Source organism: Citrifermentans bremense, from assembly GCF_014218275.1.
GTDB classification, from domain to species: Bacteria; Desulfobacterota; Desulfuromonadia; order Geobacterales; family Geobacteraceae; genus Geomonas; species Geomonas pelophila.
Window position 1 is genome coordinate 869,306 of record NZ_AP023213.1, and the last position, 22,121, is coordinate 891,426.

General features: G+C 60.7%; 14 protein-coding genes. 9 read left to right on the plus strand and 5 right to left on the minus strand.

Annotated elements, in window-relative coordinates; genetic code table 11:
* Nucleotides 1-10: 10 nt before the first annotated feature.
* Nucleotides 11-3,547 carry a PAS domain S-box protein gene (locus GEOBRER4_RS03725; RefSeq protein ID WP_185244279.1) on the minus strand — a complete coding sequence of 1,179 codons (3,537 nt, stop codon included), beginning with the start codon at nucleotides 3,545-3,547 and terminating at the stop codon, nucleotides 11-13.
* Between the two features lie 464 nt (nucleotides 3,548-4,011).
* On the opposite strand from GEOBRER4_RS03725, the gene GEOBRER4_RS03730 reads away from it, so the two are divergent.
* From GEOBRER4_RS03730 to GEOBRER4_RS03740, 3 genes are all read left to right on the plus strand, one after another.
* On the plus strand, nucleotides 4,012-6,144 hold the full coding sequence (locus GEOBRER4_RS03730) for a hypothetical protein (protein WP_185244280.1): 2,133 nt from the start codon (nucleotides 4,012-4,014) through the stop codon (nucleotides 6,142-6,144).
* 273 nt (nucleotides 6,145-6,417) lie between these two features.
* On the plus strand, nucleotides 6,418-8,031 hold the full coding sequence (locus GEOBRER4_RS03735) for a methyl-accepting chemotaxis protein (protein WP_185244281.1): 1,614 nt from the start codon (nucleotides 6,418-6,420) through the stop codon (nucleotides 8,029-8,031).
* A gap of 80 nt (nucleotides 8,032-8,111) precedes the next feature.
* Nucleotides 8,112-8,846, plus strand: coding sequence for a hypothetical protein (locus GEOBRER4_RS03740; RefSeq protein WP_185244282.1), 735 nt, complete (start codon nucleotides 8,112-8,114; stop codon nucleotides 8,844-8,846).
* Between the two features lie 559 nt (nucleotides 8,847-9,405).
* Here GEOBRER4_RS03740 and GEOBRER4_RS03745 read toward each other — a convergent pair.
* The 3 genes from GEOBRER4_RS03745 to GEOBRER4_RS03755 all read right to left on the minus strand — a co-directional run bounded on the left by GEOBRER4_RS03745 (nucleotide 9,406) and on the right by GEOBRER4_RS03755 (nucleotide 13,331).
* Nucleotides 9,406-9,597: a hypothetical protein gene (locus GEOBRER4_RS03745; RefSeq protein WP_185244283.1), complete on the minus strand. Its 192-nt coding sequence runs from the start codon at nucleotides 9,595-9,597 to the stop codon at nucleotides 9,406-9,408.
* A 53-nt stretch (nucleotides 9,598-9,650) separates the two neighbouring features.
* The gene (gene pckA, locus GEOBRER4_RS03750; protein WP_185244284.1) at nucleotides 9,651-11,240 is read right to left on the minus strand and encodes a phosphoenolpyruvate carboxykinase (ATP); all 1,590 of its coding nucleotides are present in this window, start codon (nucleotides 11,238-11,240) and stop codon (nucleotides 9,651-9,653) included.
* Between the two features lie 147 nt (nucleotides 11,241-11,387).
* Nucleotides 11,388-13,331 carry a phosphoenolpyruvate carboxykinase (GTP) gene (locus GEOBRER4_RS03755; RefSeq protein WP_185244285.1) on the minus strand — a complete coding sequence of 648 codons (1,944 nt, stop codon included), beginning with the start codon at nucleotides 13,329-13,331 and terminating at the stop codon, nucleotides 11,388-11,390.
* A gap of 580 nt (nucleotides 13,332-13,911) precedes the next feature.
* Between GEOBRER4_RS03755 and rd the strand changes: the two genes are divergently transcribed.
* On the plus strand, nucleotides 13,912-14,070 hold the full coding sequence (gene rd, locus GEOBRER4_RS03760; protein WP_012774443.1) for a rubredoxin: 159 nt from the start codon (nucleotides 13,912-13,914) through the stop codon (nucleotides 14,068-14,070).
* A gap of 43 nt (nucleotides 14,071-14,113) precedes the next feature.
* Here the strand turns inward: rd and GEOBRER4_RS03765 are convergent, their stop codons facing one another.
* Nucleotides 14,114-15,184 carry a pyridoxal-phosphate-dependent aminotransferase family protein gene (locus tag GEOBRER4_RS03765; RefSeq protein ID WP_085813798.1) on the minus strand — a complete coding sequence of 357 codons (1,071 nt, stop codon included), beginning with the start codon at nucleotides 15,182-15,184 and terminating at the stop codon, nucleotides 14,114-14,116.
* Nucleotides 15,185-15,532: 348 nt separating this feature from the next.
* Between GEOBRER4_RS03765 and der the strand changes: the two genes are divergently transcribed.
* The 5 genes from der (at nucleotide 15,533) to GEOBRER4_RS03790 (ending at nucleotide 22,102) form a co-directional block, all read left to right on the plus strand.
* A complete protein-coding gene (gene der, locus GEOBRER4_RS03770) occupies nucleotides 15,533-16,855 on the plus strand; it encodes a ribosome biogenesis GTPase Der (protein WP_085813797.1) in 1,323 nt (440 codons plus the stop codon).
* Between the two features lie 77 nt (nucleotides 16,856-16,932).
* Nucleotides 16,933-18,723, plus strand: a complete 1,791-nt coding sequence (locus tag GEOBRER4_RS03775) for a DUF4388 domain-containing protein (protein WP_185244286.1) — start codon at nucleotides 16,933-16,935, stop codon at nucleotides 18,721-18,723.
* Nucleotides 18,720-19,085 (plus strand): response regulator, encoded by a 366-nt coding sequence (locus GEOBRER4_RS03780; protein ID WP_185244287.1) that lies wholly within the window; start codon nucleotides 18,720-18,722, stop codon nucleotides 19,083-19,085. The genes GEOBRER4_RS03775 and GEOBRER4_RS03780 overlap by 4 nt, the downstream gene beginning before the upstream one ends.
* A gap of 159 nt (nucleotides 19,086-19,244) precedes the next feature.
* Nucleotides 19,245-21,302: a chemotaxis protein CheA gene (locus GEOBRER4_RS03785; protein ID WP_185244288.1), complete on the plus strand. Its 2,058-nt coding sequence runs from the start codon at nucleotides 19,245-19,247 to the stop codon at nucleotides 21,300-21,302.
* A complete protein-coding gene (locus tag GEOBRER4_RS03790; protein WP_185244289.1) occupies nucleotides 21,302-22,102 on the plus strand; it encodes an ExeA family protein in 801 nt (266 codons plus the stop codon). Before GEOBRER4_RS03785 ends, GEOBRER4_RS03790 begins: the two co-directional genes overlap by 1 nt.
* Nucleotides 22,103-22,121: the final 19 nt, after the last annotated feature.

Sequence of the window (22,121 nt, forward strand, 5' to 3'; positions counted from 1 at the left end):
ATAGCCGCCGCTAGATATATTTCCTGATCGCCTCTTGCAGTTTGGCCAGGTCGTATGGCTTCTGAATGAAGCCGCAGGGGGCTCCCTCGAGTTCCCGGGCCAATTCCTGCTCGTTGAAGCCGCTGGACATGATCACCTTGACCGCCGGATCCAGTCGGCGCAGCTCCCGCAAGCACTGCCTCCCGTCCATCCGCGGCATGGTCAGGTCGAGGATCACCAAGGCAACATCCGGCGCGCTTTTATAAACCTCGACTGCCTCTACGCCGTCTTTAGCCGTCAGCGTTTTGAAGCCTAGCGTCTCCAGCATTTGCACCCCTATATCCAGCACTGTTTCTTCGTCCTCCACCATAAGCACTGTCCCTCTCCCCTGCCAGCTGGCATCGCCGGTCTCCCTGCCCGGTTCGGCCGGTACCTGGCCCTGCTCCTCTGCGACAGGGAAAAACACGGTGAAGGTCGTCCCTACCCCCGGCTCGCTGGATATCTCGATGGATCCGTGGTGCCCTTTGACTATCCCCTGGACTGCCGCCATTCCGAGGCCGCGGCCGGTGAACTTGGTGGTGAAGAAGGGATCGAAGATCCTTTCCACCGTTTCACTGTCCATGCCGCACCCTGTGTCTGCGACCACGAGGTACACGCAAGGTCTCTTGCCCATGTTGCGCCTTTGCCGGGTCTCTTTCGTGGAGTCGCAGGGCGAAATACCGGTGGCGATGGTTATCTCGCCGCTGCTGTCGCCGATGGCCTCTGAGGCGTTGATCACCAGGTTCATCACGACCTGACGTATCTGGGTTGCGTCTGCAAGGATCAAGGGGAGCGGACGCTGCAGGTTGAACTTCAGCGCAGCCTTCTTGGAGACGGAGACCTCGAGCAGGTGCAGCATGTTGTCCAGCAGGTGGTTCAGGTCGAGCCGCTCCACCACGAACCTCCCCTTGCCCGAATACGCCAGCATCTGGCTGGTCAGATCGGCGGCGCGCGACGCTGCGTCCTGGATCCTTTGCAGGTTTTCACTGGCCGGGGAACCGGCGCCGAGCCGGATCTGGGCGAGGTCGGCGTTGCCGATGATCGCCATCAGGATGTTGTTGAAGTCGTGGGCGATCCCGCCGGCCAAAACCCCCAGGCTCTCGAGCTTTTGGGCGTGCAGGAGCTGCTGCTCCAGCTCCACAGCCTGCTTCCTCTGTGTGATGTCGCGGGTTATGCCGTGGTAGCCGGTGATGGCGCCGCTGGCGTCGTATTCCGGCGTAAAGAAGATTTCGGTCCAGATGAGCTGTCCGTTTTTGCAACGCTGCTGTATCTCGAGGGTCTCACTCTCCTCTCCTGCGGGGCGCATCTTGTCCGTGACGACCTCATGCCATTCATCTGTCGTCTGTTCCAGGACCGTGTGCCCCAACACCTCGTCGGCGCGGTAACCCCGCAGGCGCTCGTCGGCGGGGCTTATATAGGTGAAGCGGTAACCGGCATCAAGCTTCCAGACCACATCGGCCACATCCTCGGTGAGCAGGCGGTAATGGGTTTCGCTTGCACGCAGCTGGGATTCCATCATCTTCCGCTCCGAGATGTCCTGAACCATCCAGATGAAGCCGTCCCCAGGCGCCTGCGGGTTCACCATCTGGCCTACCGTGTTGCACCAGATCAAGGAGCCGTCCTTTCTCCTTAGCTCCAGGTCCGTACTGTGAATTCCATCTTCGGCGGCAGCGCTGCTTCCGGCGCTCCAGAACTTCTCGTACGACTGCGAGTCCGGATGGAACAGCGCCGCGTCCATCCCCAGGGTCTCACCCGGTTCGTACCCGGTGATCCTGTCGAAAGCGGGGTTCGCCATGCGTATCTTCCGGTCCATGAGCAGGCACGCGCCAATGGGCATCGTGGCCAATATGGTCCGCTGTTCGCTTGCCAGCCGTTCGACCTGCTGCGTCCGCTCCGACACTCGCTGCTCCAGGCAGTCGTTGAGTCGCTGCAGTTCGGTCAGGTGCTCCTCGATGGTTTCACTCATCACCTGGAAGTTCTGGATCAGGTCGTTGGTTTCGGTTATCCCGCTTTGCGGCCACTCGACAGATCCCCCGGAGGCGAGCTTTGCGGGAAGGTCGTTGGTTACCTGGCGCAGGTTCTCTATGGTGGCCATTATCCGGCGCGCCAAAAACGATGCCAGCGCCAGCGACATGAGCATGACCAGCGAGAGCACAATCAGTTTGTTGGTGGACTTGTCGTAAAGCTTCTTCTGGAACGGCGCCACTGGCTGCTCCATCAACAGTTTCCACTCCACCGGTTCCCCGATGCGGGACTCGGCGCTGTAGAGGGAATTCTTCCAGCGCTCCGACATGGGCGTATTTGGGGGGGCGTACGGCACCAGTTGGGTGATGCCGTTGTCGAGGATCTTTACGGTACCCTTGCCGCGCCGGAAAGGGGTCATCGGCGTCTGGTCAGGGCGGTTGCTCATGATGACCGCGCCATTTCCGTCCAAAAGGGTGTAGAGCATCCCGTTCAGTTTGCAGCTTCTATCCAGTCTGTCCCTGACCTGCGTCAGGTCCAGCACTCCTGTCACGCATCCCTGGTACTCCCCCCGGACGACCACCGGTACGAGCAGGGTCACCAGCATTTTGCCGCCATCTCCCTCGGCCTGGACAGCTTCAGAGACTATCGGCTTCAGCGTCTTTCTGAGCCTCGCGATGTAGCGGTCGTCTAAGAAGGTCTGGCCTACGTTCTCCCCCCCCTGGTTGTCATGCTCGGGGTAGTAGGCAGTGACGGTTTCGCTCCGGTTCAGCAAGCCGGTCCTCTGGACGTTGGGATCGGACCTGGTTGCCTGTTCCAGGTGCGGCTGCACCTGCTGCGGGGTCTTTGACTCGGCCAGGACCGCCAGGCTCTGTATTACCGTCTTCCTGTTCGTCAGCCACGTTGCCAACTGGGCCGCCTCGCGCTCGATGTCCTGCTTCAGTCCGGCGCGGATCAGGTGGTCGGTCTCCGCAAATTCATTCCGCACCTCGAGTGCCAGGAGCAAAAGAGCCGGCGCCAGAACGAAAAACGCGAACAGGCTTGATATCATCTCCCTGAACGGCACCATGGCAAAGCGCGACCTGAGGGCGAAACCGGTGAAGAGAAGCCTGGCGACGATGGCGTTGGCGACACCGTTCACGGCCTGCTTCGACACGATGATATGGACGTTGCCGAGCGGGACCTTCATGACGCCGTGGTAGAACAGGTAGACGAGCGGTGCCCCTATGAAGATCCAGTACATGACGTCGGCCGAGATCATGCTGCACTTGTGGCGCTCCATGAGGAGGCCTACCACTGCGGCCTCGGCAGCGAGGATGATGATGGCGTAGGGGTGGTTCCAGAGAACGTAGGTGTAGGTTCCGATTACGGCTGCGGCCGCAGTCCCGAGGCGGAGACCGAGAAGCTGCAGCGCGAGCAGCGCGAAGATGCTGCCGAAGAGGAAGTCGATGTTGAGGAAGAGGGAAAACTTGAAATAATTCCCGGCCAGGCCGGCGGCTGCCAGGGCTAAAAAGGTGAGGGTGTTGCAGGTACGACCTCTACAGAGCCTGCCATCGTCCGTCAGCATCAAGGTCTCCCCGGTCCGAGATTTGTAGTTAAAGGCGGGGGGTGTTCCCGGCCTGTCTACTGCTCGCGCAGCTTCGGTCACATGTCATGGCATAGGGCAGGTTCTTCAGTGTCTGAGCAGGGGCGGACCGGCGCCGCGAATATAGCGGCACCTTGTAGGGGCGACTCAACAGGTTGTATTGTTAATGATTACGATTCTTCCTATGGGCTAATGATAACAGGGGGGCGGCATTACGCAACTTTAGCTGCGATGACTGAGGACGCCGCTTTCTCTGCAAAACCTGTTTTCTCTGTCTTCAACGCAGCGTTGACGCCGCTGGTGAACCTTCCGGGTTATTGACAAGGAGTTCCCAAAGTGTAAGCTACCCGGATTGCGTGGAGGATGGTTCGATCCCTCAGCTGTGTAAGCAGCTGATTGATTCAAAAGTCTTTGCCGATCTTTATAACTGAAAAGCGAGGTGTACCATGAGCATGTCCAGGGTTCTGTTGATACTATGTCTGCTGTTTCTGGCCTCATCCATTGCTGGATGCTCCGACAGCAAGAACAACCAGCAGAGCGCCACGGACGACGTCAACCTTCTCTATCAGAACTATCTGCAACAGGGAAAATACGTGGATCTTCCCGCTGCACAGCCCCGATTTCCGGCAAGCGGGGAGCTTTTCTCCGAGAATACCGGCGTATTTGATCTCGTCGCTGCCGACCAGGAAACGGTCCAGAAAAAACTTTCCAAGTCGCTGATGTCCGATTTCGCCCTCTATGCTCCTGCTGCGCCGGCGTCCAAGAGCCTTGCCTCAGCAATCGCGGGGACAACGCCAGGTTCTTCTCTGGCCGGGATTCCGAGCCTCAAGGGGCAAAACGCCATCCCCGGCTCCTGTGCGGAGTTGACCGGTGACGAATTCCAGGAGTGCCTGGCGGAATTCGGTGTCGAGCCACTGCTGTCGGCGCCTGCGACGCCGCAGGAGCCGGTTCCGCCGGACCATGTCTCGATGCATGACCCGCAAACACTGGCTATTGAGATAGGGCCGTCGGTCGTCGATTCCATTGCAGGCAAAACGATCAGGACTCTGACAACCAACGTCATTAAGGCCAGACGCGACGCCATTGTGGCCAGATTGTCCGACTTAACCAACGATGATGCAGCCCATGCTAATCTAGACCTGGCTTCCCTCGACCCGTTCAACCCTTCCGGTTACTCCCTTAATTCCGTCGTCGTCACCGACGGCAGCAGCTCTTATGTCAACGACGGCGGATTTGCCCGGCACTCCACCATGATCACCGAGGTGGCTAAGCCGTTGAATTACCACAGGAGCCCGGCCCCGGCATTGGATGCATGCGTTCAAAGGTACGGAGGAAACATCGTGGACCGCTACGTCGTAAAAGTAACGACGTACGTGCACCTGGATTCCCTGGCGCCCCAGCGGCAACAAGTCTCTCTGCCAGTTGCCGCAGCCGCTGATGCAGCCGTTCTTCCCGAGGCTTACGAAGCGGCCCAAAGAGCTGAGGCTATCAACAACGCCCTCGACGCCAACGTCATCAAGTGGGTCTACGGCTCCGCCGGCAACCTCCCCGAATCGGCTACAGAGTACACCTTGAGCTTCCAGCTGGATGCAGATCTGATCAGCAACGAGTACAGACAGGTGATCGAGGAGGCTTCGGACGCAGGGGATTCTGCCTGCCAGGAGGTGGTAGAGCAGCATGTGAACCCCCGTACAGCCATAATCGGGCGGGTGACGCCTGCTGCTGCCCGCAGCGTGCAAAAAAAGGGCGATGCCATGAACGTCTTCTACCAGGTTCCGTCTTCCTTCAGCCGCGAGCTGACGGCGAAGGTGGCAGCGGCCTTGACCGGCGAAACGGTGCAGCCATCCTCCCTTGAACCGCTTCGGGACTACTGCATGGTAGACGGCACTGGTAGAAAAGTTTCCATAATCGATCCCGCGAGCGGGGCCGTGGTTCCCGCCTGCGAAAAGTTCAGCCAGGCGGTCATGGCCAAGACCGTGCTTATGACCAAAAGCGGCGCGTGCAGGGATGATCGCGGGCACTGGGCATACTACCCGTCCCGGATACGGACCGAACGCTTCGGCAGGGGGATACAATGGATACTGACCGAGTGGTTCCTGCACAACCAGGTGGGGGACTACAAGAACATCCACTGGTATCAGAACGCCTGGAAGAGCGGGGTGCAGGTAGCTGTGAAGGGGGCCAAGTACGTCTTTGCCACTTACCTCAAGATTCAATTGGGAGCCATAAAGCCCAAGGAGGACGAGAAGAGGTCGACATACTATATCAAGAGCCTGCTGCCTCTGGCAAAGGACGTGGTGATGAAGATGAACGGCATGAACGTTGCCGGTTACAGGCTTTCCATCCCGTCCACGGTGGGGAACTTCCTTTCGGGTGCTGGAGGATACTCAGGTTCAGGCGGCGCTTTCGGAAATTCCACCTTCGACACTCAACTGGCCCTGGAACTGAGACAGGGGGCTACCGGCTTCCTGGTGGACAGGCTGACCGATGCCGCCGCCCAGATGGTAGACGTCAGCGCGACCGGTTGGCAGGACATCTCAGACAGAAGCCACTACGGCTGCTTCCAGTTCAGTTATTGACGGCGAGGTAAGGCCGCTGCTGCGGAAGTTGTGAAGCAAGGCTGGCAATGAACCATGTGCATAAAGAGACCGGCCTCCCATAAAAGGGGGGCCGGTCTTCTTTTGTAAGCAGCCACGAATTCGCCCACTAGGAAACTCCGCAATCCCTTTCACTAAAACTCCTAAAGATAACAACCCACTAGCCGATGAAGAAGACTGATACAGGATAGAGCTAAATCAGACATGTTCGCACTATTGCGTGATGTTGAAATAGACATGACAAGGAGCTTTGCTATGAGTATTGCAAGAAAAGTGATGATTGCGTTGTGCATGACGAGCGCGATAGTGCTTATCTGCATCATGGTCCCAATGCTCACTTCGAAAGAGCTTAAAGTTCTCAGAAGCCAGTTTTCGAGCTACGAAAAGCTTCAGGGTGACGTCGTTCTCGCCCAGGAGCTTCAGTTGCAGGTGGCGAATGTATGGCAGTTCTTCACCGATGCAAGTTTGACCCGGGACCGGGGAGTAATCGAAAAGGAAGCGAAGCCTGCCTATGACAGGTCGCTGCAGATACTGTCAGAGCTGAAGGCACTTAAAAAGTCTGATGCTGTTCACACAGCAAACCTGGCGAAGATGGAGCAGGCGGTTTCCGGCATGTGGCAGGTTGGCATAAGGATGTTTGATGCCTACGGCAAGAGCCGTGAAGAGGGCAATGCCGTGATGCAGGAATATGACAAAGCCTGCGACGTCGCCATCCGGGATGCCAGCGCCCTGTCGGTGAAGGCCCGGGGGGACGGGGCGTTGCAGATGAAGGAGATGGACGCCCACCTGGATGCGCTGACGGGGCGCCTGTTTGGCACCGGCGGGTTCGCGGCGACGATAGGGATCTTCGCAGTGGTGATGATGTTTTTGATGCGCCGCTCCATCGTCCGCTCGCTCGCCGTGATGATCGATGAAATTGAGTGCCTCACCCACGGCGATCTCAGCAGGGAGTTCGATGCGAGGGGGAGCGACGAACTGGCGCAGGTCAGCGCGATGCTGAACCAGTTCATAAAAAAAATGCACCTCGCGGTCTCCAACATTTCCAGCACCTCGAGCCAGCTGTCGTCCGCTGCCATCGGTTTCCATGCCACCTCGGACCGCATCGCAACGGGGGCCGAAGAGGTCGCCATGCAGGCAGGAACCGTGGCCACCGCCAGCGAGGAGATGTCCGCGACTTCGAGCGTTATAGCCCAGAACTGCCTCATGGCCGCGGAAGGGGCCCAACGCGCCTCGCAGGCTGCAAGCGACGGGGCCGGGGTCGTGGAAAAAACCGTGGCGGTGATGGGGCAGATAGCCGACAAGGTGCAGGAGTCGGCGCGCACGGTCGAGGGGCTCGGCGCGCGCAGCGACCAGATTGGCGACATCATCAGCACCATCGAGGACATCGCCGACCAGACGAACCTGCTGGCGCTCAACGCAGCCATCGAGGCGGCCCGCGCCGGCGAGCAGGGGCGCGGGTTCGCCGTAGTCGCCGACGAGGTGAGGGCGCTAGCGGAGCGCACCACCGGCGCCACGAAGGAAATCGGCGCGATGATCAAGGCGATCCAGGAAGAGACCAGGAGCGCGGTTGTGGCCATGGAGATGGGAGTAGAGCAGGTTGAAAACGGAAAGCAGGAGGCCGCGCGCTCCGGCGAGGCGATCCGCGACATACTGGACTACATCAACGCCGCGAGCACCCAGGTCAACACCATCGCCGTTGCCGCGAAGGAGCAGACCGCCACCACCAGCGAGATTTCCGACAACATACACATGATCACCACGCTGGTGCAGCAGACCTCACAGGATGCCCAAGAATCTGCCGCCGCCACAGGCGAGTTGAACCGAAGCTCGAAGGAATTGGAAGGGCTGGTGCAACAGTTCATGCTGTAGCACTGGGGAAACCGCTCCTGCAGTTCCAAAGGCCGAAGGGACTCCGGGATGAAACCGCAAGGTGTCCTCGGAGCATGCTTTTGGAGTCATCGAGGGGGTGCGCAGAGGTTGCGGCTTCCCTGATACCGCAGCTTCTTGCTAAACGGCCGTCCGGTTCTATTATAGTGGGCGTTGAGTCATATCACTTCGTGAAGGCAACGCTCATGCCCTTAGATAACCTGCAGCATCCGGAGATGATCAACAAGGCGACGGCGGTGGCTCGGGCATTGACTCCCGAGCTCTACGCATACTTGGTGTCGCTTCTCCCCACACCGGAGGAACTTACCGAACTTTGCCGCAGATATCGAGAGAGCTTCGCCGCCTCCCTCAATGGAGACCCCGAACAGGCGAACATCTGCGAGGAGGATCGCGTAGCTGTCAGCCAAGTCCTCACCCTTCTCTCCGGTTTCGGCAAAGCGGCAGCCGTTAAGGATCCGGGGGTGTTGGGCAAGCTTGCACTCCATCACCTAGTCTCGAAAAAGTCCGCGGCAGCGACCGCCGTGGGATCTCCCGGATCTTTGAGAATTGCATTCGAACCTAGTGGGAAGCCATACGCTGCCCTGGCGAAAGTAAGCGGTGCAAAAGGGTATGAGATATGGTGTTGCGGTGGCGACCCCGGAGTCGAAAGCAATTGGAGTCTGCTGGCATGGTCGACCAACTGCAAGAAGATTTATCTTCCGGGACTGGACAGGAACGCCAACTTCCTCAGGGTCAGAGGCAAGCGCGGTAACAAGGTAGGTCCCTGGTCCAATATCGTGAAAATTGAAAATCTGTGAGTTTTCCCTTGTCTCCGCATGCGAGATGTCATCCGGGTGCCAGGTTACTCCTTTCCCTCGCAGGAAGCAGCTTATCGGAGGGTGAATAGCCGTATTGCCGCGAGATATGTCATCTGTCTGGTCATCTTGCACGATTAAGTGACGCCTTTTCGAAGGAAGGTCAAACCGGCGAGAGGAAACGTCATCTTAAGAGGGAAACGTCTTCTTGAAGAAGGAAACGTCATCTTGAAGAGGGAAATGTCATCTTGAAAAGGGAAATGTCATCTTGAAAAGGTAAAGGTTATCTTGGAAAGGGAAACGTTATCTTGGAAAGGAAAACGTCATCTTGACAGACGAAAAGTCCTTTTTAGGTACGAAACAGCATCTTCAAAGACGAAATGGGCTGCTAATATTCCCGAATACCTATACGATTTGTTGGATTGCGGTACGCATCGTCCCAAACGATAAAGGCCGTCCTGAAGCAGGACGGCCTTTTGCCTTTATGCTTGTAGCTCCAGAAGGAGCGCCGGTCAAGCCGGCGAAATCCTCGCCTCGCTGCCGGTCCTCCCGCGGCCGTCTACTACGAGAGCATCTCGCAGTCGTCCTCGGCCCAGCTGTCCAGGCTGCCGTCGGACAGTTCCACCTGGACCGTGTCCCCTTCTATGGTGCAGCCGTAGGAGAGGCCGGTCTCGCCGGTCTTCTTGTTCCTCACCTGTACCCTTTGCTCTTTTCTTTCGGTGGTGTCGCATATCTCAGAATGTGGTCCCTTCATGACTGACCTCCTTCGTTTGGCTTAATGATAGCAGCGGGCTTTGCGATGCGCAACTAGAGCACGGAGGCGATCTCCGGAGTCGTGTCGGCGCTGAACTGCTCGAAGTTCTTCCTGAACATATCCACCAGCTTCGCCGCGGCGGCGTCGTAGGCCCCCTTGTCCGTCCAGGCGTTTCTCGGGTTGAGGATGTCGCTAGGCACTCCGGGGCAGGATTCCGGGATGCTGAGGCCGAAGTTCGGCTCGCTGCTGAAGCTGGAGCCGTCGAGTCTTCCTTCGAGAGCGGCATCCACCAGGGCGCGGGAGTAGGCGATCTTCATCCTTGCCCCTACGCCCGGGCCGCCTCCGCTCCAGCCGGTGTTGACCAGCCAGCAGCTCACCTGGCGCGAGGCAATCTTTCTCCCCAGGATCTCGGCGTAGACCGCCGGGCGCAGGGCCATGAAGGGAGCGCCGAAGCAGGCAGAGAAGGTGGCCTGGGGTTCGGTGACGCCGGCTTCGGTTCCCGCCACCTTGGCCGTGTAGCCGGAGAGGAAATGGTACATCGCCTGCTGCGGTGTCAGCCTGGCGATGGGGGGGAGCACCCCGAACGCGTCGCAGGTGAGCATGACGATATGGTTTGGGTGCCCGCCGCACCCTTCGCTGACGATGTTGGGGATATGGGTGATGGGGTAGGAAGCGCGGGTGTTCTCGGTGAAGGAGGCGTCCTCAAGGTCGATCCTGCGCGAGATGGTGTCGATGGCGACGTTCTCCAGGATGGTGCCGAACTTCCTGGTGCACTGGTAGATCTCGGGTTCGCTCTTGGGGGAGAGGTTGATCACCTTGGCGTAGCACCCCCCCTCGAAGTTGAAGACGCCGTCGTCGTCCCAGCCGTGCTCGTCGTCGCCGATGAGAAGCCGGTTCGGGGCCGCCGAGAGGGTGGTCTTGCCGGTGCCGGAGAGCCCGAAGAAGATGGCGACGTCGCCCGCCTCGCCGGCGTTGGCCGAGCAGTGCATCGACATCACCCCCTTTTGCGGCAAAAGGTAGTTCAAGACGGTGAAGATCGACTTCTTGATCTCTCCGGCGTAGCTCGTGCCCCCTATGATCACCAGCTTGCGGGCGAAGTTGATGATGATGAAGGCCTCCGAGTTGGTGCCGTCGATCTTGGGCTGTGCGTGGAAGGCGGGGAGGTCGATCACGGTGAACTCGGTCCGGTGGCTTAGAAGCTCCTCCGGGGTTGCGCGCAGGAACATGTTGCGGGCAAAAAGCGCGTGCCAGGCGCGCTCGGTGATGATCCGGACCGGGATCCTGTGCTCGGGACTCGCCCCGGCGAAGCAGTCCTGGACGAAGAGGTCGCGTCCCTGCATGTAGCTCGTCATCTTCTTGTAGAGGTGGTCGAAGCTTTCCGGCGGGAAGGGGCGGTTCACCTTGCCCCAGTTGATCTGGCCGCTGCTTTCCGGTTCTTCCACGATGAACTTGTCGTTGGCGGCGCGCCCGGTGTAGTGCCCGGTCTTGACGGTCAAGGCGCCCAGGTGGGAGATGAGCCCCTCGCCCCTTCTCACCACCTGCTCGTAAAGCACCGAGGTGGGGGAGGTCCAGTAGATTAAGTTCGGGTTGGTGATGCCATGCTGCTCCAGTCCGCTTCCCCGTGTGATGTCGTTGAATCTCACGGCGCCCCCCTTTTCGTTCTCATTGGATGTGCAACAGGCTAAAAGATAGCAGGGGCGGGTCTCTTTGCAACCGGCGCGGCAAAGCAAAAGGGCCCCGGTGGTTAAGACCGGGGCCCCAGCTTGTTTCATTTGATGTTCACTTCTTTTTTAGTCGTTGAACCCTTCTGCGGACATCGGGTTGAACTGCTCCCAATGCTCCGGCGAGCGCCACAGGCCCGAGAGGATCATCTCACGGATGTGGAGGAACTCTTTGGGGAGACGGTCGTACATCTTCACGAACAGCTCCTCGTGGGAGAGGATCTCTTCCTTCCAGACGTCGCGGTCGATGGACATGAGCTCCTGGTACTGCTCGCGGCTCACGGAGTCGAGGCCGGTCCAGTCGATGTCCTCGTAGCGCGGCATCCATCCCAGCGGGCTCTCCACGGAAGCCCCGCGGCCGTTGGCGCGGTCGGCGATCCACTTCAGGATGCGCATGTTGTCGCCGAAGCCCGGCCAGAGGAACTTGCCGTTGGCGTCCTTTCTGAACCAGTTGACCGAGAAGATGCGCGGCGGGTTCGGAGTGGTGCGCCCAACCTGCAGCCAGTGGTTGAAGTAATCGGCCACGTGGTAGCCGGTGAAGGGGAGCATCGCGAACGGGTCGCGGCGCACGTTGCCGATGGCGCCGACCGCAGCCGCGGTGGTCTCGCTCCCCATTGTGGCCGCGAGGTAGACGCCGTAGCTCCAGTTGAAGGACTGGTACACCAGCGGGATCACGTTGTTGCGGCGGCCGCCGAAGACAAAGGCCTTCATCGGCACCCCTTTGGGGTCTTCCCAGGCCGGGTCGATGGAGGGGCACTGGCTGGCCGGGGAGGTGAAGCGGGAGTTCGGGTGCGCCGCGTTCCTGCCGCAACCCGGGGTCCACTCGTTCCCCTGCCAGTCGGTCAGCTTCGCCGGGGCCTCGTCGGTCATCCCCTCCCACCAGACGTCGCCGTCCGGGGTGAGCGCCACGTTGGTGAAGATGGTGTTCTTGGCGCAGGAGTGCATGGCGTTGGGGTTGGACTTGAACGAGGTGCCGGGGGCCACGCCGAAGAAGCCCGCTTCCGGGTTGATGGCGTAGAGCTGGCCGTCGGCGCCGGGCTTGATCCAGGCGATGTCGTCGCCCACGGTGGAAACCTTCCAGCCGCTGTTCTTGAAGTGGTCGGGCGGGACCAGCATGGAGAGGTTGGTCTTGCCGCAGGCGCTCGGGAAGGCGGCGCCGAGGTAAGTCTTCTCACCTTCCGGGTTCTCGATGCCGAGGATCAGCATGTGCTCGGCCAGCCACCCCTCGTCCTTGGCGATCTTGGAAGCGATGCGAAGCGCCAGGCACTTCTTGCCCAGAAGGGCGTTGCCGCCGTAGCCGGAGCCGAAGGACCAGATGGAACGCTCCTCGGGGAAGTGGACGATGTACTTCTCCTTGTTGCAGGGCCAGGGCACGTCCTTCTGACCCGCTGCGAGCGGCGCGCCGACCGAGTGCAGGCAGGGGACGAACTCGCCGTTCTCGCCCAGGATGTCGACGACCTTTTTCCCCATGCGAGTCATGATCTTCATGTTCACGGCAACGTAAGCGGAGTCGGAGATCTCGACGCCGATCTTGGCGATGTTGGAGCCCAAGGGGCCCATGCTGAAGGGGATGACGTACATGGTGCGACCCTTCATGCAGCCGGTGAAGAGCCCGGTGAGGGTTTTCTTCATCTCTTTGGGGGGCATCCAGTTGTTGGTCGGCCCCGCGTCCTGCTTGGCGAGGCTGCAGATGAAGGTGCGGTCCTCGACGCGGGCGACGTCGCCCGGATCGGAGCAGGCGAGGTAGCTGTTGGGTCGCTTCTCGGGGTTCAGCTTACGGAAGGTGCCGCCTTTGACCAGCAGTTCGCACAGGCTGTTGTACTCCTCCTCGCTCCCGTCGCACCAGTGGATGCTGTCGGGCTGGCACATCTCTGCTACTTCCTTGACCCAGGCGAGCAGCTGCTTGTTCTTAACCTCGTAACTCATTTTTACTCCCTCCTTTGGGTATGACTCAATCACATGCTTGGAAGAGACTGCGGTCTGCGTGGTGCTGCCGATTTCCATCGTTTCCATTGGCTGCCCTCCTCTGCCGTAATCCGGCAGGAAGACCGAAAGGAGACGGAACGGGATCCCTCTCGCCGGGTCCGCTGCTGATTCCGGTCTTCGGCTAGTGTTTCGATGACGGGAAATGGGGATGACACAGTTACGTGGGATTTTTTGAACGTCGCGTGCGGGTATTGGGAAGTGAGGCCCTCGCCCTTTATGACGATTCGCTCTCTGAGATCGTGGTGCGGCTTCTGTTACTGTCTCTTTGGTTGCCCCTGAGAGACCTGCACCTTCTTGATGTCATGGAACGACGGTTCTGTCCCCTCTCTGAGCCAAATTTTAATTATTGCAAAATAACACAACGGGTTTCAAAATCAAGTTTAAATTGCAGCTTGCGCCGGAATTGACACGCTGTCTTCGTCTGTTAGACTAATGCCGGACTTGCCGCGGCGGCGCTGTCAGTGGCGTTTTTCTTGACCCAGTGGGCTGCGGCCGCTGAAAAAGTTCACCCAGATTGCGAGGCGCTTTTTACCGGCCGCGCTCAACGGCGGCGAGCCTGCCCTTAAGCCGCGGGACGACAGGACGCACCAAAACTAGGGGGTATTACATGGAGCCTTACATCTGCACCGTCTGCCAATACGTCTACGACCCTTATCTCGGCGACCCCGACAACGGGGTGCCCCCGGGAACGCCGTTTGCCGACCTGCCGGCCGACTGGGTCTGCCCCGTCTGCGGGGTGGGCAAGGAGGCCTTCGAGCCGGAGTAGCCGCAAAAAGGGGGGGAGCCAGACAGCTCCCCCCCTCGTCGTTTTAGAGACCCTGCAGGATCCCCTCCATCTCGGTTGTGATTTCCTTGAGATTTTCCAACTGCATGTCGCCCATGTGGGCCACCCGGAAGGTCTTCCCCTTGATCTTGCCGTAGCCGTCGTCGAAGGCGAAGCCGCGCTCTCCCAACTGCTTCTTCAAAAGGCCCAGGTCCACGCCGCGGTCGTTCGAGGCGCAGGTGAGGGTGACCGAGCGGTACCCTTCCGCCGGGAAGAGGCCGAAGCCGTGCTCCTGCACCCAGGCCCGCATGAACTGCGCCATCTGCGCGTGGCGCTCCCATCTCTTCTCCAGCCCCTCGGCGAAGATGCGCTCCAGCTGCAGGTCCATGGCGTAGATGAGCGAGATGCAGGGGGTGGACGGGGTGTTGTTCTTCTCGTCCGCCGCCAGGAACTCGAGGAAGTCGAAGTAGTAGCCGCGCCCGGGGACCCCCTTGGCGCGCTCCAGCGCCTTTTCGCTGGCGGTGAAGACGGCAAGGCCCGGGGGAAGGGCGAAGGCCTTCTGGACGCCGAAGACGCAGCAGTCGATTCCCAGCTCGTCCACGGGGAGCTTAAGCGCGCTCATCGAGGATACGGTGTCGATGATGGAGACCACGTCCGGGTACTTCTTGAGTACCTGGGCGATCTCGGGGAGCGGAGACATGACCCCGGTCGAGGTCTCGTTGTGGATCAGGGTGATGGCGTCGTACTTGCCGGTGGCAAGCGCCGAGTCGACGAGTTCGGGGGTGATCGGCTCGCCCCAGGCGACCTTGAATGCGTCCGCCTCCTTGCCGCAGGCAAGCGTCACGTTGTGCCACTTGTCGGAAAAGGCGCCGTTGCAGAAGTTGGCGCAGCGCTTGCCCACCAGGTTTCTGACCGCACCTTCCATGGCCCCGAAGGCGCTGGAGGTGGAGAGGAAAACACGCTCCTTGGTGAACATCAGCTGCTTCAGCTTGTCCGTCACGCCCTTGTGCAGTTGCGCGTACTCCGGCATGCGGTGGCCGATCATCGGCGTACCCATGGCCCTAAGTATCTCCGGGCTGACCTCGATCGGCCCCGGGATGAACAGCTTCTTGTGCATGGTCGCTCCGTTTTTTGTCGCGTTTGATTTATCTGGGTCGGCAGCTCGGGCGTCGTTGGTGGGAGAGGAGGTGCGGCGCCGCTCGGGCCGGGCATATGCCTGTTGCCGGCGGAGCGCCAACGTATCAGATGACGAGGCCAATGTCAATTGCGTCAATCGGGTTTTGCTGCGGGGGGGCTGGCGCAGGGGGGGGACGGGGCGAGGGGGGTGGACGTTTTGTATCCGCTGGTAACTGTTGCTTATTCTCCTGCAAAATGTTACAGATAGCGGTTAGCTGTCAAATACATTAAAAAGGAAAGCTGCGCCTTTTAACCTGGTTTAGCCGGGCGCCTTTCCCGCCGGAACGAAATGAAACCAATTATTGCCATCGTCGGGCGTCCCAACGTCGGGAAGTCCACCCTCTTCAACAGGCTGGTCGGGCGCCGCAAGGCGATGGTCGACGATATGCCCGGGGTCACCCGGGACCGAAACTACGCCGAGGTGAACCGCTTCGACATCCCCTTCATCCTGGTGGATACCGGCGGCTTCGAGCCGGAGACCTCGGACAGGCTCTTGCAGCAGATGAGGGAGCAGTCCCGCTTCGCCATGGACGAGGCGGACCTGATCCTCTTCGTCATGGACGCGCGCGGGGGGCTGACCCCTGCCGACCGCGACGTGGTTGACATGCTTCGGCGCATCAACAAGCCGGTCTTCTACATCATCAACAAGGTGGACGGCGAGAAGCAGGAGGCCGAGGCGGGGGACTTCTACTCCCTCGGGGTCGATCACATCCACACCATCTCCGCCGAGCACAACCGCGGCGTCGGCGACCTGATGGACGAGGTGCTGGCCGCCCTCCCCTACAACAGGGAGAAGGAGCCGGAAGAGGAGATCACGAAGATCGCGGTGGTAGGGCGCCCGAACGTCGGCAAGTCCACCTTGGTGAACCGGCTTTTGGGGTACGAGCGCGTGGTGGCGAACCCGACCGCAGGGACCACGAGGGACGCGGTCGACACCCGCTTCACGGTGAACAAGAAACCCTACCTGCTGATAGACACGGCGGGGATCCGCAGGAAGGGGAAGACGGTCCAGAAGGTGGAGAAGTATTCGGTCATGGACGCCTTGCGCTCCATCGAGCGCGCCGACGTGGTCCTCATCGTGCTGAACGCGGAGGAAGGGGTCACCGAGCAGGACTCGAAGATCGCCGGATACGCCTACGAGGCGGGTCGCGCCTGCATCTTCGTGGTGAACAAGTGGGACGCGCTGGAAAAGGACAACTCCAGCATCGCCAAGTTCACCGAGGAGATCCGGCGCAACTTCAAGTACCTCCCCTTCGCGCCGATCCTCTTCGTCTCGGCGCAAACCGGGCAGCGCACCGGCAAGATCATCGCCGAAGTGGACCAGGTGATGGAGCAGTACTGCAAGCGCGTCACCACCGGCGAGCTGAACCGGGTCTTCACTCAGGCGGTGGACGAGAACCACGCGCCCCTTTCCGCGGGGAGGCGGGTGAAGTTCTACTACGCGACCCAGGTGGCGGTGAAGCCCCCCTCTTTCGTCGTGTTCACCAACTGCCCGGAGGGGATCCACTTCTCCTATGAGCGCTACATAATGAACCGGTTCAGGGAGGCCTTCGGCTTCAACGGCACTCCTCTGAAGCTGATTTTCCGCGGCAGGGACAAGAAAGACGCCTAAATCATTCTTTACTTGCCCGAAACGATGGTTTAGTATATGCCAATTTTTAACCCACCCCCCATGAGAGAGCGGCATCCATGAGTCTTGTCGGCAATTTGGAAGATCTCGGGCTTGGTGAGATCCTGCAGATCGTCAGCCTCAGCAGGAGATCCGGCGTGCTCTCCCTCGAAAGCCGGGGGAGGGAGGCGCGGGTTATCTTCAGAAACGGGCAGGTGATCCGCGCCACCTCGACCACCTTCCAGCAAAACCTGGGGGAAGTGCTGATCCAGCAGGGGGTCATCGACCTCGCGATCCTGAAGCGCGCCCTCAGCATCCAGGCGGACGAGGGTTACTCCCAGCTTCTGGGCGGCATCATGATCGACCGCTTCGGGGTGAGCGCCGACGCCATCGAAGCCGTGGTCAGGGAGCAGATCGAGAACGTGGTCTACTCCCTGTTCGCCTGGGCCGAGGGAACCTTCGAGTTCGAGCTGCAGGAGGTGAACGAGGCGGACAACGCCAGGCTCGACCCCGTGCAGTTCATGCTGAAACAGGGGTTGAACCCGCAGTACCTGGCCATGGAAGGCTCCCGCATCATCGACGAACAGCGCCACCGCGGCGAGTCGGGGGAAGAGTGGGAGGCGCCGGCCGCGCCCGAGGAGACCCTCGACCTAGCCTTCGACCTGCTGCAGGAACCCTTCGCCGCCTCCGCAGCGCCGATTCCCACGCACAATCCTTCCTTCCAGCAACCAGAAGAGCATCAAGAGACGCAGCCTCAGCCGGTGGACCCTGCAGACGGCGCCCAAGCGCCCGCCGGTGACTTCGAGGACTCGGAGCCTGCCGAGGCGGAACAGGCGAAACACCTGGTCCTTGTGGATGACGATCCTGAGACTTTGGCCGCGCTAGCCACGTTGCTGGAGCGGCAGGGGTACCGCGTCGACGCCATGGAGAAGAGCGAGGACGCCCTGATCCGCGTCGACACCCTCTTCCGCGAAGGGGTGCAGCCGACAGTGGTGGTCGACCTGATCATGCCGAGGATGGACGGCACCGGGATACTCGGGGGGCTCGAGCTGATGGAGCTTGTGCGCAACAACTTCCCGGAGATACCGCTTCTGGGCCTTTCCGACTTCCAAAACGACGAGGCGCAGAAAAAGCTGCGCAGCATGGGGATCCCCATCCTCATCAAGCCGCTCAAGGGGGAGCTCGAGGAAGCACTGGACCTCTTCGCGCCGAGGCTTTTGAAGGCTTTGGCGAACCTGTGCGCCGTGGAGGAAATCGGCTTCAGCAGCGTCAACATAGGCGACGAGCTGCGGCTCGAAATGGGGGAAGAACCTGCGCTCGCTGCGCCGCATGGAAACCAGAGCACCGGGATCTCGCAGCTGCGCGGGATGCTGGAGGAGTTGAACAACCCGCAGCTGGGCGGCGGCATCATCCTGTTGGTGCTCCGTTTCGCAGCCGAGTTCGTGAACCGCGCCGTGGTGCTGCTGGTCAAAAAGGAATCAGTGCAGGGACTTGGGCAATTCGGCCTTCAGGACAAGGATGGAAGTGCCGATTACAGGATCAGGAATCTCAGCATACCCAAGGGAGAGCCTTCTCTTTTCACCGAGGTGCTGGAAACCCGGTTCCCCGTGAAGGGGGAGGTGGAGCCCTGCCACTGGAGCGAGCACTTCCTGGAACAGCTGGGCGGAGGGCGGCCGGCCGAGGTCTTCGTGGGGCCGATAGTGAGCGAGGGGAAGGTGGTAGCCGTGCTCTACGGCGACAACCTCCCGGAGGAGAAGCCGATAGGTGACACTGATTCGCTGGAGATATTCCTGAGCCAGGCCGGCATAGCGATGGAGAAAGCCCTCTTGCAGCGCAGGCTGCAGGACCAGGTACGGGGAGAATTTACGTGAAGAGGATATTGATAGCAGAGGATTCCAACACCATGCGTTCCATGTTGGTGTCGACGATAGATGAGCTGGAGAAGTACTCCATCGTGGAGGCCGCCAGCGGGTTCGAGGCCCTGCGCCTTTTGCCGCGCGAGCATGTGGACCTGATCATCACCGACATCAACATGCCGGACATAAACGGGCTGGAACTGATCAGCTACGTGCGCAACAATCCGAACTACCAGTTGATCCCGCTCTTCATCGTTTCCACCGAAAGCGGCGAGAAAGACCTGGAAAAGGGGCTGGCACTGGGGGCGAACGAGTACATCGTGAAGCCTTTTGACCCGGCCCGGCTGCAGGAGCTGGTCTGCAAGTACCTGGATTGAGAACCGAGGAGCTGTTCAAGGTTCAAAGTTCAAGGTTCAAAAACCCAACACGTGCCCGTATCACTTGCCCCGCGACGGTGCCGTCGCAATGGACTCGAAAAGAAGAGATGCAGTAGCTGAACGTTGAACATTGAACGTTGAACCGGTTTGGGAAGGTCTATGAGCGTTGACGAAAACATAGGGAAGGCGGTGAAGGATTTCCTGGCCGAGGCCGAGGAAATCCTGGACCAGCTGAGCCTGGACCTTGTCTCCTTGAGCGACTGCGCCGACGGCGGCGAATGCAGCCCGGACCTGGTGAACTCGGTCTTCCGCGGGGCCCACTCGCTCAAAGGTCTCGCCGGGATGTTCGGCTTTGCCGACATCGCCGAGCTTGGGCATCACCTGGAGAACCTCCTGGACGCGCTGAGGCTCGGGAAGGTGGAGCTGGACCAGGGCGTGGTGAGCACGCTCTTCGAGTCGACGGAGCTTTTGGGGGCGCTGGTTAGAAACGCGGGCGAGTCGGTGCTGGAGCCGGTCGACCTAACCGGCATCATGCAGCGCATAAACGACTGCCTCAACAAAAAGCCCGGCGCTGGAGGCGATTCGCCGCTTGCCAGGCTGAACCTCCCCGAGCGGGTCTTATCCTCCATGACCGAGTACGAGGAGCACCGGCTCCTGGAGAACGTCAAGAAGGGGCGCCGGATCTACTCGATCCACATCTCGCTGCAGCTTGCCAGCTTCGACTCGGAGCTGATGGAGCTCACCGAGCAGCTGAAGCAGGTGGGCGAGGTGATCAGCACCCTCCCCTCGGCGTCGGGGGGACTTTCCGGTGGGATCGACTTCGAGATCCTCTTCGGCTGCGACCTTGATAGCGCGGAGCTCGCGCCGCTCATCGACCGCGACAACCTGGAACTCACCGAATTCGGCCCGAAAGAGCGCTCCGTTGCTCAGGCCGCCGCCCCCGCCCCCGTTGCCGAACCGGCCCGGGAGCCTGCCGAGGAGGAGGCGCCGAACCCGGCGGCCGTGGAGCCGGGCGCGATCAGCGCCAAGAGCATGAGCCGCACGGTCCGGGTCGATATCGGCAAGCTGGACCTCCTGATGAACATCGTCGGCGAGCTGGTGCTGTCGCACTCCATGATCGCCGACGTGGCGGCAAGGATGCACCGCGACGGCCTCATCGTCCCCTCCCAGGAGCTCGCCAAGTCGGCCAAGGGGCTGGAGAAGAAGCTCTCCGAGCTGCAGAAGGGTGTCATGGAGATCCGCATGATCCCGGTGGGGCAGCTCTTCGAGAAGATGTCCCGCATCGTCAGGAAGATCTCGCGCGAGCAGGGGAAGAAGGTGGAGCTGAAGCTCTTCGGGGCTGACACCGAGCTGGACAAGCTGATTATCGAGGACATCTCCGACCCGGTGATGCACATCGTGAGAAACTCCATCGACCACGGCATCGAGACCCCCGAGGCGCGGCTTGCCGCCGGCAAGGACGAGAAGGGGACCATAACCCTCTCCTCCTACCAGAAGGGTAACCACGTTGTGATCGAGGTGCACGACGACGGCGGCGGCATCGACGTCTCCCGGGTGAAAAAGAAGGCGCTGCAGCTCGGGATCATCGGCTCCGTCGACGAGGTGAGCGACCGCGACGCGCTCGACTTCATCTTCCGCCCCGGTTTTTCCACCACCGACAAGGTGAGCGAGATCTCCGGCCGGGGCGTCGGCATGGACGTGGTGCGCACTAACATCGCCTCGCTCTCGGGGATGATCGACGTGGAGAACTACCCCGGGCAGGGGGCGCGCTTCATCATCACGCTCCCCATCACGCTCGCCATCATCAAGGCGCTCATCATCACCGCGGCCGGCCGCACCTACGCGCTTCCCATCACCTCCGTGCTCGAGAGCATCATCGTGGAGCAAAAGGAGATCAAGACCGTGGAGCGCAAGGAGGTGATCCAGCTGCGCGAGGCCACCCTGCCCCTTTTGCGCCTCTCCGAATTCTTCCAGTTGAAGGGGGGGGAGGCGCCCCCCGAGTCGTGCTACGTGGTGGTGGTAGGGGTTGCCGAGAAGCGCCTGGGGGTCGTGGTCGACGACCTTTTGGGGCAGCAGGACATCGTGATCAAATCCATCGGCGACACCTTCGCCGGCTTCCGGGGGATCTCGGGGGCGGCGGACCTGGGGGACCAGCGCACCATCCTGGTGCTCGACGTGGGGAGTGTGATCAGCGAGGCGACCCGGGGGAGTGCCTGATGTACAAGGAGTTTTACGGCCTGGCCGAAAAGCCGTTCAGCAAGACCCCCGACCCGCGCTTTCTCTATATGAGCGCCGGGCACCAGGAGGCCCTGGCGCGGCTTGAGTACGCGGTGGAAGAGAGCGAGATCGCCCTTTTGACCGGCGAGATCGGCTGCGGCAAGACCACCATTTCCCGGGCGCTCATGGACCGGATGGGGGACCGCTACCACTTCCTGTTCGTGTTCAACCCAAGGCTCACCGCCGACGAGCTTCTGCGCGTGATCGCCTCCGGCCTCGAGGTGGAGAGCCCCCCGCTGCAAAAAGACCTCCTTTTGCAGGAGATCACCGGGGCGCTGTACCGCATGCACGGCGAGGGGCGCATCCCTGTGGTCGTCATCGACGAGGCGCAGCTGATACCGGACCGCGAGCTCTTCGACGAGCTGCGGCTTTTGACCAACTTCCAGCTAGACGACAGGAACCTGGTCAGCGTCATCATCATGGGGCAGCCCGAGCTGCGCGGCATGCTTTCCTCCCCGGTTTACGAGCCGTTTCGCCAGCGCATCTCGCTCAACTTCCACCTGGAGCCCCTGGGACTCGAGGAGACACTGGAGTACCTCGATTTCCGGGTGGTCGCGGCCGGCGGGGAGCCGGGGCTTTTCTCCCCGGACGCGGTGCAAAGGATCTACGAGCTTTCCGGCGGGGTGCCGCGGCGGATCAACGCCGTCGCCACCAACGCGCTTCTCATCGGCTTCGGGCGGGACGCTTCCTGGATCGACGCCTCCATCGTCGAGGAGACCGCGGCGGAGCTGCTCTCCTAGAAAATGCAGCAGACAGAAC

Excerpts from the sequence above, each read along its gene's own strand:
- rd (WP_012774443.1), top strand. The coding sequence starts at position 13,912 with ATGGAGCCTTACATCTGCACCGTCTGCCAATACGTCTACGACCCTTAT.
- GEOBRER4_RS03735 (WP_185244281.1), top strand. The coding sequence starts at position 6,418 with ATGAGTATTGCAAGAAAAGTGATGATTGCGTTGTGCATGACGAGCGCG.
- GEOBRER4_RS03775 (WP_185244286.1), top strand. The coding sequence starts at position 16,933 with ATGAGTCTTGTCGGCAATTTGGAAGATCTCGGGCTTGGTGAGATCCTG.
- GEOBRER4_RS03745 (WP_185244283.1), bottom strand. The coding sequence starts at position 9,597 with ATGAAGGGACCACATTCTGAGATATGCGACACCACCGAAAGAAAAGAG.
- GEOBRER4_RS03765 (WP_085813798.1), bottom strand. The coding sequence starts at position 15,184 with ATGCACAAGAAGCTGTTCATCCCGGGGCCGATCGAGGTCAGCCCGGAG.
- GEOBRER4_RS03725 (WP_185244279.1), bottom strand. The coding sequence starts at position 3,547 with ATGCTGACGGACGATGGCAGGCTCTGTAGAGGTCGTACCTGCAACACC.
- der (WP_085813797.1), top strand. The coding sequence starts at position 15,533 with ATGAAACCAATTATTGCCATCGTCGGGCGTCCCAACGTCGGGAAGTCC.
- GEOBRER4_RS03730 (WP_185244280.1), top strand. The coding sequence starts at position 4,012 with ATGAGCATGTCCAGGGTTCTGTTGATACTATGTCTGCTGTTTCTGGCC.
- GEOBRER4_RS03785 (WP_185244288.1), top strand. The coding sequence starts at position 19,245 with ATGAGCGTTGACGAAAACATAGGGAAGGCGGTGAAGGATTTCCTGGCC.
- GEOBRER4_RS03755 (WP_185244285.1), bottom strand. The coding sequence starts at position 13,331 with ATGGAAACGATGGAAATCGGCAGCACCACGCAGACCGCAGTCTCTTCC.
- GEOBRER4_RS03790 (WP_185244289.1), top strand. The coding sequence starts at position 21,302 with ATGTACAAGGAGTTTTACGGCCTGGCCGAAAAGCCGTTCAGCAAGACC.